Source organism: Arthrobacter sp. 10T425 (assembly GCF_056393985.1).
Genome location: NZ_JBFTGZ010000009.1, coordinates 94,553 through 106,883, shown reverse-complemented (window position 1 = coordinate 106,883; position 12,331 = coordinate 94,553). Strand labels below are relative to the sequence as shown.

General features: G+C 67.1%; 9 protein-coding genes. 5 read left to right on the top strand and 4 right to left on the bottom strand.

Annotated features, from left to right (window positions below; all coding sequences use genetic code 11):
* Nucleotides 1-68: 68 nt before the first annotated feature.
* Complete coding sequence (locus AC1DDH_RS12340) at nucleotides 69-1,538, top strand: APC family permease (protein WP_476955529.1); 1,470 nt, start codon at nucleotides 69-71, stop codon at nucleotides 1,536-1,538.
* Nucleotides 1,539-1,679: 141 nt separating this feature from the next.
* Nucleotides 1,680-2,693 (top strand): isopenicillin N synthase family dioxygenase, encoded by a 1,014-nt coding sequence (locus AC1DDH_RS12335; protein WP_476955528.1) that lies wholly within the window; start codon nucleotides 1,680-1,682, stop codon nucleotides 2,691-2,693.
* A gap of 57 nt (nucleotides 2,694-2,750) precedes the next feature.
* Here the strand turns inward: AC1DDH_RS12335 and AC1DDH_RS12330 are convergent, their stop codons facing one another.
* Together AC1DDH_RS12330 and AC1DDH_RS12325 are read right to left on the bottom strand one after the other, a co-directional pair.
* Complete coding sequence (locus AC1DDH_RS12330; protein ID WP_476860229.1) at nucleotides 2,751-3,722, bottom strand: AraC-like ligand-binding domain-containing protein; 972 nt, start codon at nucleotides 3,720-3,722, stop codon at nucleotides 2,751-2,753.
* A gap of 123 nt (nucleotides 3,723-3,845) precedes the next feature.
* Nucleotides 3,846-4,436 carry a TetR/AcrR family transcriptional regulator gene (locus AC1DDH_RS12325; protein ID WP_223917200.1) on the bottom strand — a complete coding sequence of 197 codons (591 nt, stop codon included), beginning with the start codon at nucleotides 4,434-4,436 and terminating at the stop codon, nucleotides 3,846-3,848.
* 118 nt (nucleotides 4,437-4,554) lie between these two features.
* On the opposite strand from AC1DDH_RS12325, the gene AC1DDH_RS12320 reads away from it, so the two are divergent.
* Together AC1DDH_RS12320 and AC1DDH_RS12315 are read left to right on the top strand one after the other, a co-directional pair.
* Nucleotides 4,555-6,507: a primary-amine oxidase gene (locus AC1DDH_RS12320; RefSeq protein WP_476857020.1), complete on the top strand. Its 1,953-nt coding sequence runs from the start codon at nucleotides 4,555-4,557 to the stop codon at nucleotides 6,505-6,507.
* 9 nt (nucleotides 6,508-6,516) lie between these two features.
* Nucleotides 6,517-6,984: a hypothetical protein gene (locus AC1DDH_RS12315; protein WP_476955527.1), complete on the top strand. Its 468-nt coding sequence runs from the start codon at nucleotides 6,517-6,519 to the stop codon at nucleotides 6,982-6,984.
* A gap of 36 nt (nucleotides 6,985-7,020) precedes the next feature.
* On the opposite strand, the gene AC1DDH_RS12310 is transcribed toward AC1DDH_RS12315, so the two are convergent.
* On the bottom strand, nucleotides 7,021-10,425 hold the full coding sequence (locus AC1DDH_RS12310; protein ID WP_476955526.1) for a DEAD/DEAH box helicase: 3,405 nt from the start codon (nucleotides 10,423-10,425) through the stop codon (nucleotides 7,021-7,023).
* Nucleotides 10,426-10,621: 196 nt separating this feature from the next.
* Here AC1DDH_RS12310 and AC1DDH_RS12305 point away from each other — a divergent pair, with 196 nt between their 5' ends.
* Nucleotides 10,622-11,548 carry a DMP19 family protein gene (locus tag AC1DDH_RS12305; RefSeq protein ID WP_476955525.1) on the top strand — a complete coding sequence of 309 codons (927 nt, stop codon included), beginning with the start codon at nucleotides 10,622-10,624 and terminating at the stop codon, nucleotides 11,546-11,548.
* A gap of 165 nt (nucleotides 11,549-11,713) precedes the next feature.
* On the opposite strand, the gene AC1DDH_RS12300 is transcribed toward AC1DDH_RS12305, so the two are convergent.
* Nucleotides 11,714-12,241 (bottom strand): COG4315 family predicted lipoprotein, encoded by a 528-nt coding sequence (locus AC1DDH_RS12300; RefSeq protein WP_476850732.1) that lies wholly within the window; start codon nucleotides 12,239-12,241, stop codon nucleotides 11,714-11,716.
* Between the last annotated feature and the right edge of the window lie 90 nt (nucleotides 12,242-12,331).

Here is a 12,331-nt window from a genome sequence, read left to right as displayed (position 1 = left end):
CTGCCATGCTGGATTTCACGGTGCAACGCACCCCATCTCCCAGACTCATGACCGTTAAGAAGGATCCGATGAGTATTTCAAATTCAGATTCCCGGACCGCAGAATCCAGCCACCGCACGGAGCACTCCACCGCGCTGCGTGCCGGCAGCGTCGGCGTCATGGGCATACTCTTCTTTGTTTTGTCAGCCCAGGCGCCGTTGACCGGAATCGTCGGGGCATCACCCCTGGCCGCAGCGCTCGGCAACGGCGCCGGCGCCCCCGGCGCGTATCTGGTGGTGGGCATCGTCATCGTGATCTTCGCGGTCGGCTTCGTGGCCATGAGCCGGAAGATCCAGGCCAACGGCGCCTTCTACGCCTATGTCACCGCCGCCTTCGGACGGAAGGTCGGCGCGGGAGCGGCGTGGCTCGCGCTCCTCGCGTACAGCACGGTCCAGGCCGCGATGTATGGGCTGTACGGCGCGGCGTTCTCGGGCCTCCTCGGATCTGCCGGGATCGTGGTCCCTTGGTGGCTTCTGGCCGCCATCACCATGGCGGGCGTGCAGGTGCTGGGCTCCCTCAACATCGAACTCGGGGCGCGGGTCCTGGCGGTGCTCGTGGGCCTGGAGGTCGCCATCCTGCTCATGTTCGGCTTCACCGTGCTGTTGCGGGGCGGCGGGCCGGAGGGGATCAGCCTGGCGGCGTCCTTCTCTCCCGCGGCGATCGGCGCAGGCGCCCCGGGCGTTGCCATCATGTTCGCCGTCGCCTCCATGTTCGGCTTCGAATCAACGGCCATCTACTCGGCCGAGGCCAAGGACGCCCACCGCACCGTCGCCCGGGCCACGTACCTTTCGGTAGTCGTCATCGCGGTCTTCTTCTCCTTCATATCTTGGATGCTGGTCAGCTACTACGGACCCTCGCATGTCATCGACGCCGCGGGCGCGGCTCTCGAATCGGGCGATTCCACCGCGTTCGTGCTGACGCCGATGGTGGAGCTGTTCGGGCCGTGGGCCGGAACGGTCACCGGCATGCTGCTCGTGACCTCCCTGCTCGCCGGCATCATCGCCTTCCACAACGGCATCAACCGCTACCTCCATTCGCTGGCCCTGCGCGGGTCGATGCCCCGCGGAGTGGCCCGGACCAACCGGCACAAGGCGCCCGCCGTCGCTGCGCGGATCCAGACCGTGGTCGCCTTCCTGCTCGTGGCGCCGTTCGCGGTGCTGTCCCTGGATCCTGTCCTCACCCTCTTTTCCTGGTTCAGCGGGCTGGCCGTGGCCGCGCTCCTGGTGCTGTACATGCTCTGCTCGCTGGCCGTCGTCGCCTACTTCCGGCGGGAAAGGGTGTCCGGCCAGCTCTGGCAGACCGCGGTGGCACCGGTGCTGGCCACCCTGCTGCTTGGCTGGGTCCTGTCCCTCGTCATCATCAACTTCACCGCTCTGATCGGCGGCAGTGCCGAAACGGCCGTGGGCCTGCTGCTGACCGTACCCCTTGTGTTTACCGCCGGTGTGCTGGTGGAAATTGCCGTGGAGCGCAGGGCCGCGCGCGCAGGGGTCACTGCCTGACGGCGGGCCCTGCCCAGGGCGCCGTCCTGCTCCGGATGTCTTATTTCGACACGTTTATCCTCATCGCTGTCGCTCCGTCCGTAACATTGAAACTAATAGAGGCTTCGGCTTGCCAAGTTCGCTGTAAAGGACTAGTCCGCATTGTCACTCGAATCATTGCCCGTCCTGGACTTCTCCCGATTGAATGCAGGGCCTGAGGAGGCCTCCCAGTTTCGGGACGAGCTGCGTAACGCCATGCATGAAGTCGGGTTCCTTTATCTGGCGGGCCATGGCATCCCGCAGAAGCTCGTTGACGACATGCTCGACGTCGCACGCCGCTTCTTCGAACTGCCCGAGGAACAGAAGCTCTCCGTCGAGAACGTCCACAGCCCGCAGTTCCGCGGCTACACCCGCGTCGGCGGCGAACTCACGGACGGGGCGGTGGACTGGCGCGAGCAGATCGATATCGGCGTCGAGCGTGACGCTGTGGAGCCGGGTGCCGGCGTCGCTGACTACTGGCGCCTGGAGGGGGCCAACCTATGGCCGGATGCACTGCCCGAAATGCGGGCGATTGTCTCTGAGTGGACCGAGCGGCTGAGCGCCATTTCCCTCGCTCTCCTGCGGGCGCTTGCCGTGTCCCTGGGAGCGCCCGAGGACACCTTCGACGTGGCTTTTGCCGCACGGGCTTTTCCCCTGCTTAAGGTTGTACGTTATCCGGGGGAGTCCAATCCGGAGCCCAAGCAGGGCGTCGGGTCCCACCGCGACGGCGGCGTCCTGACGCTCCTTCTGGTCGAACCCGGAAAGGGCGGACTCCAGGTCGAGTATCAGGGGAAGTGGATCGACGCACCTCAGGTGCCCGGAACATTCGTGGTCAACATCGGCGAGATGCTCGAACTGGCCACAAACGGCTATCTAAAGGCGACTCTGCACCGCGTGATCTCGCCCCTGCGCGGCACTGACAGGATCTCTCTGCCGTTCTTCTACAACCCTGCGCTGGACGCGACCATGCCGAAGCTTGCGGTGAGCCCGGAGTTTCAGTCCAAGGCCCGCGGACTGTCCGTTGACCCGACCAACAGCCCGATCCTGGAAACCTACGGAGACAACGCTCTTCGCTACCGGCTCCGGGCCCACCCGAACGTCGCCGCAGTTCACCACGCGGATCTGATCACGAACTGACGTTGGCGCCGGTGCTGACGACGGCAGGTGCTCTCGGCAGGGGGGTGAAGGCCAGGCTTAGGCGCCGCGCCGCCAGTCGCTGGGGGACTCACCGAAGGCATCACGGAAGGAGCGGCTGAAATGGGCCGCATCCAGGAAGCCCCAGCGCGCGGCCACGGCTCCGACCGGCATTCCGGCCAGGAGCGGATCGCGCAGTTCGCGGCGCGCCCCCTCCAGCCGCTGGGTCCGGATCCAGCTCGCCACGGTGGTCCCGGATTCATGGAAGACGTTGTGCAGGTGCCGGGTGGAGATGAAATGGGCCGCCGCGATGGACGCCGGTGACAGCATGGGATCGGCCAGGTGGGCATCGATGTACTCGCGGACGGATGCCGCCAACAGGGCCTGGGGCCTCATACGGTCGGGGGACATGTCCAGTTCCGAATGCAGCATCGTGGAGACGAGATCAAGGGCGTTGGTGGCCAGCCGCGATCCGCTGGGGCCGCTCAGCGCCTCCAGGTTCTCCGCGAGATGGGCGATGAAGGGGCCGACGATCGCGGCGAGGCCCCCGTCGGCGGCCATCCGCAGCGCCGAAAGCTGCGCGATGCAGTCCGGCGGCAGGGACAGCGCGTCCCAGGGAAACATCAACACCATGAGCCGGGCGTCGCCCTCGAAGGCAAGCGTGTACGGGCGGCTGGTGTCATAGATGGAGAGATCCCCCGGATGCAGGACTGCCTCGCGGTTGTCCTGGATCAGGAGTCCGGTGCCCTGCAGCTGGAGATTGAGCTTGAAATAGCGCTGGTTGGACTGCGCAATCAGCGCCGGCGTGCGGTGGACCTCATGGCTCGAGGAGGAGACCTCGACGAGTGCCACACGGTCCAGCCTGCGGGCCCGCATGCGGCCGCGGAAGTTGTCCGCATCGGCGCTCGAGGCGGCCAGGGGAACGAAGGACTCCGCGACCAGGTGCCTCCAGTGGTCGAAAGATTCTGCTGTGCTGGTGAGGACATCCTGTCCGGCGGGGCTGGCCACTGGGCGGGTTGCAACTGCAGTCATCGAAGATCCTGACGCCGTCGTAATTCTTGGAATGTGTCATGGGACACAGTCCTTTCAGGGTAGCGGCGCGGCCCGCCGATGTCATCTATTTTCGACGCTCGGCGAATAAAAATTGTCTGGGGCCTAGCAGGCCAGCAGGGTCAGGAAGCCTTCCAGCTGCTCGTTCAGCCCGAGTTCCACTTGGCCTTCCGGGGTGAGTGCCGCCGTAATCTGCGCGCCGAGAAGGAGGTTAAGCAGCTGCCCGGCCAGGGCGGCGTCGTCGACGGCGGTGGTGACGGCGCCGGCCTGCCGCGCCTCGGCAAGGTACCGCCGCATCGCCGCAAGCCACTGCTCCATCGAATCCCGGTGGATCCGGGCCTTGCCGGGGTCATTGATGGCCTTCTGCCAGAACGGGATGACAATCCGGGCCTCGTTGATCCGCTCCTCATCCAGCGGCAGCACCTCGACGCAAAACGACCGCAGGGCCGCCAGCCCGGCCTGCCCGGCGGTGACTCCAGCGATGCGCTCGTTGGTGCGGTTGAAGACGTGCCCGAACGCGAAGGTCAGCAGGTCATCCTTGGTAGGGAAGTAGGGCTTGAGGGCGCCGTTCGCGAAACCTGCCTCGAGGGCAATTTCCCGCATGGTGGCACTTTCGATCCCGAGCCGGGCGATGATCCGCCACGTGGCGTCGACGAGTTCAAGCCGCCGCTGGTCGTGGTCGACAATCTTTGGCACCGGATAGCTCCCCAAATATTTTGCGTCGGACTCTTGTGGCACAGCTTACATTTCCGTATTCTCTACAACTATAGAAAATAAAGTTCTGACCCGCCAGGGTCACCGAACGAAGGCCGTCATGATGACCGCACAAACTGACACCCGCACCCCTTACAGCCCCTACAGCCTGGCCACGGGCGCCGAAATCACCGCGGTCCAGGGCATCCTGCGTGCCGCGGGACTGCTGGGCGGGACCCGGCGCATCGCGTACCTCGGTCTGCTGGACCCCGCCCGGAACGCCCCGGCCGAAAGTGAGGACCGCCGGTTCCGGGTCTTCCTGCACGATGCCGCAGGGGGAAGGCCGGCCGATGTGACCGTTTCGGTCTCCAGCGGCACGGTGGTTTCCGCCGTCGAGCTGGACACGGCGGCAACCGGCGAGCTCCCGGTGCTCGAGGAGGAATTCGAAGTCGTCGAACAGCTCCTGGCCACGGACGAGCGCTGGCTCAAGGCCCTCGCCAGCCGCGGTCTGGACGTCAGCAAGGTCCGCGTTGCCCCGCTGTCCGCCGGCGTCTTCGAGTACCCGGAGGAAAGGGGCCGGCGGATCCTGCGAGGCCTGGCCTTCGTGCAGGACTTCCCCGAGGACAGCGCCTGGGCGCACCCGGTGGACGGGCTCGTGGCCTATGTCGACGTCGTGAGCCAGGAAGTGACGCAGGTGCTGGACACCGGCGCCGTCCCGATTCCCGCGGAGCACGGCAACTACACCGATCCGGAGCTCACCGGCCCGCTGCGCACCACGCAGAAGCCCATCAACATCACGCAGCCGGACGGGCCCAGCTTCACGGTCACCGGCGGCAACCACGTCGAATGGGAAAAATGGAGCCTCGACGTCGGCTTCGACGTCCGCGAGGGGGTGGTGCTGCACAACCTTGCCTTCCAGGACGGCGACCGCCTGCGGCCCATCATCAACCGCGCATCGATCGCCGAAATGGTGGTCCCGTACGGGGACCCGTCGCCGATCCGGTCGTGGCAGAACTACTTCGACACCGGCGAATACCTCGTGGGCCAGTACGCCAACTCCCTGGAACTGGGCTGCGACTGCCTCGGCGAGATCACCTACCTCAGCCCCGTCATCAGCGACGCCTTCGGCAACCCCCGCGAGATCCGCAACGGCATCTGCATGCACGAGGAAGACTGGGGGATCCTGGCCAAGCACAGCGACCTCTGGACGGGCATCAACTACACCCGCCGCAACCGCCGCCTGGTGATCTCGTTCTTCACCACCATCGGTAACTACGACTACGGCTTCTACTGGTACCTCTACCTCGACGGCACCATCGAGTTCGAGGCCAAGGCCACCGGCGTGGTCTTCACCTCCGCCTACCCCGAAGGCGGCTCGGCCAATATCTCCCAACTGGCTCCGGGCCTGGGCGCCCCGTACCACCAGCACCTGTTCAGCGCGCGGCTGGACATGGCGGTCGACGGCCTCACCAACCGGGTCGAGGAAGAGGATGTGGTCCGCCAGGGAATGGGCGAGGGCAACGAACGCGGCAACGCGTTCTCACGGAAGCGGACTGTCCTGGCGCGCGAGTCGGAAGCCGTCCGGGAAGCCGACGCGCGCAGCGGCCGGACCTGGATCATTTCCAACCCGGAATCACGCAACCGCTTGGGCGATCCCGTGGGCTACAAGCTGCATGCCCAGGGCCAGCCCACTCTCCTGGCAGACCCGGAGTCCTCCATCGCCCGGCGCGCCGCCTTTGCCACGAAGGACCTGTGGGTCACGCGGTTCGCGGAGGAGGAGCGGTACCCCACGGGCGACTTCGTCAACCAGCACGCCGGGGGAGCAGGCCTGCCGGCCTACATTGCCCAGGACCGCGACATCGACGGCCAGGACATCGTGGTGTGGCACACCTTCGGCCTGACCCACTTCCCGCGTCCGGAGGACTGGCCCATCATGCCGGTGGACACGGTCGGCTTCAAGCTCCGGCCCGAGGGCTTCTTCGACCGCAGCCCCGTGCTGGACGTGCCGGCCAACGCTCAACAGTCCTCTGGCTGCCATGGCGATGGCGACGCCGGCGCACACTGCCACAGCTAGGCCGACGCCGTGAGTGTCGCAGCCAGCTTGGGCCGCCGGGCCGGCCCCGCCGGCGTCGTCTTACATTCCCGGATCTGCGCCGCCGTGACCGCGGCGTCGTGCCTCGCGCATCTGTGGCTGGCCGCCGGGAACCAGCACGGGACCTGGCTGAACGTGCTCATGCTCGCCATGGTGGCAGTGTGCCTGCCGTGCGCCGTGCACATCTGGCGCCACGGCAGGCTCAGGGCCCTTCGCCAGGTGATGGCCGCGGCGCTGGCCATGACCGCGGTGCACGCGGTCCTGCTCCTCGGCACGGGAGCCGGCGGCACGGGCCACAGTCACCACGGAACCGCCGCAGCGGCCGCAGGGGCCGGCGCGGCGCCGTCGGGTTCCGGGGCGCTGCTGGCAGTCATCGCGCTGGAAATGACGACGGCGCTAATCGCCGCGACGCTGCTGGCCCGGCTGCGGGCGGACCCAGGTTGGCCGAATCAGGGTTGAAGCGCGGCTGAAGCGCTGCTTCCGGGTTGGTCAGCGTCAGTCGTTGAACAGCCCTGCCAGGTCCTCCGCCGTCAGGGCACCGCCGGTGAGCGCGTCGCCTTCCATGACGTCGGCGAAGAGCTGGGATTTTTTCGCCTTGAGCGCCATGACCTTCTCCTCGATCGTGTCCTTGGCGACCAGCCGGTAGACCATGACGTTCCGGGCCTGGCCGATCCGGTGGGTCCGGTCCACGGCCTGGGCCTCCGATGCCGGGTTCCACCACGGGTCCAGCAGGAACACGTAGTCGGCCTCGGTGAGGTTCAGGCCGAAGCCGCCGGCCTTGAGGCTGATGAGGAATACCGGCGCGGCGCCGTTCTTGAACTCGTTCACGACGTCGGTGCGGTTGCGTGTGCCGCCGTCGAGGTAGCAGAACTCGATGTTCTCCTCGACCAGCCGCTCCCGGACCTTGCCCAGGAAACCGGTGAACTGGCTGAAGATCAGGGCCCGGTGCCCTTCGGCCACCAGGTCCGCGAGCTGCTCGAACAGGACATCGAGCTTGCTGGAACGCACCCCGGACAGGGAGGGATCGATCAGCGAGGGATCCAGGCTCAGCTGACGGAGCAGGGTCAGCGACTGGAAGATGGTGAACCTGTTCTTGTTGACGTCCTCAATCAGGCCCAGGATCTTTTGGCGCTCCCGCTGCAGGTGGGTCTGGTAGACCTTCTGGTGCCGCGGGTTCAGCACGACTTCCAGGATCTGTTCCTGCTTGGGCGGCAGGTCACTGATGACCTGTTCCTTGGTGCGCCGCATCATGAGCGGCCGGACACGCCGCCGGAGCTTGTCCAGCTGCCCCTTGTCACCGTTCTTCTCCACCGGCTTCTGGTAATACTCGGCGAACCGTTTGGGGCTGGAAAAGAGCCCGGGAGCCACGATCGAGGTCAGTGCCCAGAACTCCATCAGGTTGTTCTCCAGCGGCGTGCCGGTGATGGCGAGTTTGAAGGCGGCGGGCAGTTTGCGGGCGCACTGGTAGGCCTTGGACTGGTGGTTCTTGACGAACTGCGCCTCGTCCAGGACCAGCCCGGCCCAGGTCTGGGAGGCGTAGGCCTCGTAGTCGATCCGGAACAGGGCGTAGGAGGTGATGATGATGTCCGCTCCGGCCATCGCCTCGGCCGGGTGCGAGCCGCTCTTGGCGAAGGTTTCGCCGATGGCGCGCACGCTGAGCCCGGGCGCGAACCGTGCCGTTTCCGCCTCCCAGTTGCCCACTACGGAAGTGGGGGCGACGACTAGGAACGGGGCGGCCCCGGACCCGGACCCGGCTTCATCGCCTGCGGCGGCGTCTTTTGCGGCGCAGATCAGTGCGAGGGCCTGGACGGTCTTGCCCAGGCCCATGTCGTCGGCCAGCACGCCGCCGAGGCCGTGGCGGTACAGGAAGCTCAGCCAGTTGAAGCCTTCCAGCTGGTACGGGCGCAGCTCGGCGTTCAGCGACCCGGGCAGCGGAAGGCCCTTGATGCCACCTTCAAGCAGACCGCCCACGGACTCGCGCCACGCCGCGGCCTGTTCATCCACGATGCCCAGGTGTGCGAGCTCGTCCCACAGCCCGGCCTGGAAGCGGCTGATCTGCAACGGGGCGTCCTTGTCGCCGGGGTTGTCCTGCAGGGAGCGGGCCTCGTCGATCAGGGCCCGCAGCTGGTGCAGCTCCGGCAGATCCAGCGCGAAGTACGCCCCGCTGGGGAGCAGCATGCGGGTCTGGCCGGCGGCGAGGGCGGAAAACAGTGCCGCGAAGGAAACCGGCTGGCCCTCCAGGGTGATGACGATGCCCAGATCGAACCAGTCGCGGCTGTCCGTCGCCTTTGTGGAGATCGCCACCACCGGGGCTTCGTCGGCTTCGCGGTAGTCCGCAATCTCGCCGGAGGTATCCACGGAGACGTCGGGGAGGTCCCGGAGCCGGGGGAGCACGTCCTCGGTGAAGGCGAGGGTGTCCAGTCCGGTCAGCTCTGCCGTTGCAGCCAGGCGCGGCGTGCCCCAGCCGCCGGTCGCAGATTCGCCCAGGGCCGGCACGACGTCCCAGGGCTGCCCGACCGCCTCGAGGATGCGAGCCTCGGCCGGGTCGTCCCGGTAGCCGTGATCGCCCGGGTGCCGCCACAGCGGCTGCGCCGTGACGAGGTTTCCGGACGTGTAGTGCCATTCCCAATGCAGCCGGACCCGGTGGTCGGCCCCGTAATTGGCCAGCAGGGACAGGGTGGGGACGGCGAGCGTGGGCAGTTCCACCGACTCGTCGGAGGCGGTAACCCGGGCGGTTTGCTTGAGCTTGGGGTAAAACCCGGTCAGGAAGCGGCTTTCGTCCCGTGCGGGGATGTGCAGGGTGGTCCCGCCCGTGACGAAGGTCAGCAGTTCCTCGCTGAGACCGCTTTCCAGCGGGGCGAGGGTGATGACGGGGTCGGCGGGGGCGGTACCGGGCAGGGCGCCGCCGCCGGACGCCAGGAAGATTCCGTGCGCCGGGCGGCCGATGGTCCCGACCGACGCCGGATCCACCACCTCACCTTCGACCGTGATGGTCGGCGCGAGCTCGAGACCACCGTCGTCCCCGCCGGTGCCGATGCGCGCCAGGTTCAGCCCGACGGCGGCAGGCTGCTCGGCCAGCCGCACCGGCTCAGTGCCGCGGCTGTGCACCAGGGCGACGCCGATTTTCTGGGCCTGGGACAGCAGGCTCCACAGGTTCTTGCCGGCGTAGGTGTTCAGTCCCAGCCACAGTCCGGTGCCGGAGTGCTGGCGGTTTGCCACAGCGGTGTGCGAGGCGAGGAATTCCTGCATCCACTCGACGTGCGCTTCGTTGCATTCGCGCCGGTAGTTCAGGTAGCTCAGTGTGCTCCAGGAGACGTCGCCGCGGATCCACTTGCCCTTGGCGCCCATGATGACGGGGCGTGCCTTGAGCTGGCGGACGCTGCGGAGCGGGTCGCGGCGGCCCGTGTAGGAAAAGTGCGGGGCGGGTTCCTCGACGTCGAACTGGAGCGCCAGGGGGGTGCCGTTGGCGGATGGCGTGATCCCCGGGTGGGCGATCAGGGGGCTAAGGGCCTGCTCCCAGTCGGCCATTTCCGGTGGCGGGCTTTGGCGGGAAAGCCGCGTGCCCTCGGCGGGGGCCAGCAGCTGCATCCTGGTGGCGGGGTTGTCTTCGGCCGCGAAGAGCAGGGCCGCCACGTGCTTGCAGTCCTTGCGGACCGGGCAGCTGCAGACGCCCACCGTGCAGCTCCAGCCGCCTGCCTTCCGGACCAGCTTCGCCGTCGTGGAATAGGGCACGTCGGAACCGCCCCGCACCTTGCCCAGCAGCAGGCCTGTGGCGGCGTCGAAGGAGATCCCGGAAACGCGGCTCCCCATGGCGTAGGCGAGCCCGGCCGCGAGGGAGCGGTCGTTGATCGCGGGAGTCTGTATTGCCAGTGCCGCACTCTCGTCCGGATGGGATGGCATGTGCGCGCTACTTTCGGCAGGTGGTCATCTGATCCATCTTACCGAGCCGGCCGGGACCCCGGAACTTCGCCGCCGCCAGCACAAGCGCCGCTTAAACTTCGCCTGACGTTCAACCGGGGCTCGGCCGCCCGCCGTGACGACGGCCCTACCGTGGAGAGGTCCGGAGTATCAGCAGCGCCAGCAGTAAGGATTCCGCATGACCCACAGTGAGCCCACCATCCAGTCCGCCCACAGCTACCCCACCGTGCTGACCACCGAAAGCCTCAAAGGCGGAAACGAGGACGTTGTCGACGCGAACGTCAACGTGGTCAACGCCATGTTCGAGGAGTTGCTGGACACGGAAGAGATCTCCCCGGCTGCGCTGCGCAGTTACTACGTGGACTTCTACCTGACGCAGGCGCTGGCCGGCGGCTTCGCGCAGTACGTGTTCACCGCGCCCGAACGCGAGGAAGTCGACCCCTACGTCCGGGAAGGCCTGGAGGCCATGGGTGCCGCCGCGCACTTGGACCTCTTCAACCGCACGGTGGCCGCCTTCGGCGCCCTGAGCGACACCGACGTCGACAGCTACCTCGATGGCGGCAGCGGCTGGGCCGCCGGAAGCACAGAGGAAGACGAACCGGGCGACGGGGTCTCCGACGCCGTTCGGCGCATCGAAGAACTGGACGGGGAATTCGAGTCGATCCTCGCAACAGAGGACATCGCTGCGCTGAATGCCGCGTGGCTGCGCGGCCAGGAGGACTTGCTGGTCCTTTCCGACGACGACCTCGACGCCCACATTGCCGGGCGGGTGGCCCGGCTTTCCGACCTCGCGGAGCGCCAGGCGGCAGCCGCCGAGGAGGCGCTCCTGGACGCGCCGGAGTTCGAGCAGATCATCCGCGAGCTGTGCGCCCTCGCGGGCCACAGCCTGGTGCGGATCACCATGGGCGATCCGAATTATGAGCACAACGGGGAAACCACCCTGGCCTGGCACTTCACCACGGAACAGGGCGAATTCCTCATGCTGGAGGACGACGAGGAGGCCTTCATGCTCAATCCGCGGACCCAGGAAATCCTCGCGGCTGTGGAGTTCGAAGAGGCTGTTGAGTTCGCAGGGTCAGCGGAGTTCGAAAAGGCCCGCCCGTAGGCGGCCTTCCGCGACAGTTTTCCGGTACGGCCGGCGTCTGCCCCCAAATGCAGGCGCCGGCCGTGCCGTGTTGAGCAACCCGTGCCGGCTAACTCTGGCCCGGCCGTGCCGGGTTTAATTTTCCTGCCCGGCGGACCGGGCCCGGCGGATCCGCGGCCGGCGAGCCTACCCGGCCGGCGGTGCGGTGATCATTTCCCCGGAGGGTGACACGAGGAACCAGACCCCGCCGACGCCCTGGCCGTTGATGTCCCCCGCGGCCTGGTCCTTGGAGTAGTAGTAGATCGGCATCCCGTTGATGGTCACCTGCATCTTTCCGTCAGCCGTGGGAATGGTTCCGACCTTGCCGGTGACGCCGTTAACTGTGGGAGTCGCCGTCGTCGACGTGACAGCGGGCCACGACGTCAGGCACGCGCCGGTGCAGACGCTGTTCCCGGAATCCTTCGTGTTCTTGGTGAAGAAATAGACGCTCAGTCCCTGGTCGGCCACCACGATCTGGCCCGCCTTGGACTCGCCCACCGAGAGCTCCGCCGCGGTCATGGACGCCGGCGCGGAACTCGCCGGCGCGCTGGACTCTGCGGGAGCCGACGTGGCCGGTGCCGCCGACGTCGGCGTCGTGGTCGTTCCGCCGCCGCAGCCGGACAGGAGGGCGGCCAGAGCGAACGCGGACAAGCCAATGCTGAGATGCTTCTTCATTTGCTGCTCCTAGACTCGAGCCAGCCCAACTCGGAGGCCGGCGCTACGAGATACGACGCCATGGAGAGCGGAATGGTTCATGGCGGAACC

Coding starts and splice junctions, on each gene's coding strand:
- AC1DDH_RS12340 (WP_476955529.1), top strand. CDS start 69: ATGAGTATTTCAAATTCAGATTCCCGGACCGCAGAATCCAGCCACCGC.
- AC1DDH_RS12330 (WP_476860229.1), bottom strand. CDS start 3,722: ATGACTGCAGTTGCAACCCGCCCAGTGGCCAGCCCCGCCGGACAGGAT.
- AC1DDH_RS12320 (WP_476857020.1), top strand. CDS start 4,555: ATGATGACCGCACAAACTGACACCCGCACCCCTTACAGCCCCTACAGC.
- AC1DDH_RS12310 (WP_476955526.1), bottom strand. CDS start 10,425: ATGCCATCCCATCCGGACGAGAGTGCGGCACTGGCAATACAGACTCCC.
- AC1DDH_RS12305 (WP_476955525.1), top strand. CDS start 10,622: ATGACCCACAGTGAGCCCACCATCCAGTCCGCCCACAGCTACCCCACC.
- AC1DDH_RS12300 (WP_476850732.1), bottom strand. CDS start 12,241: ATGAAGAAGCATCTCAGCATTGGCTTGTCCGCGTTCGCTCTGGCCGCC.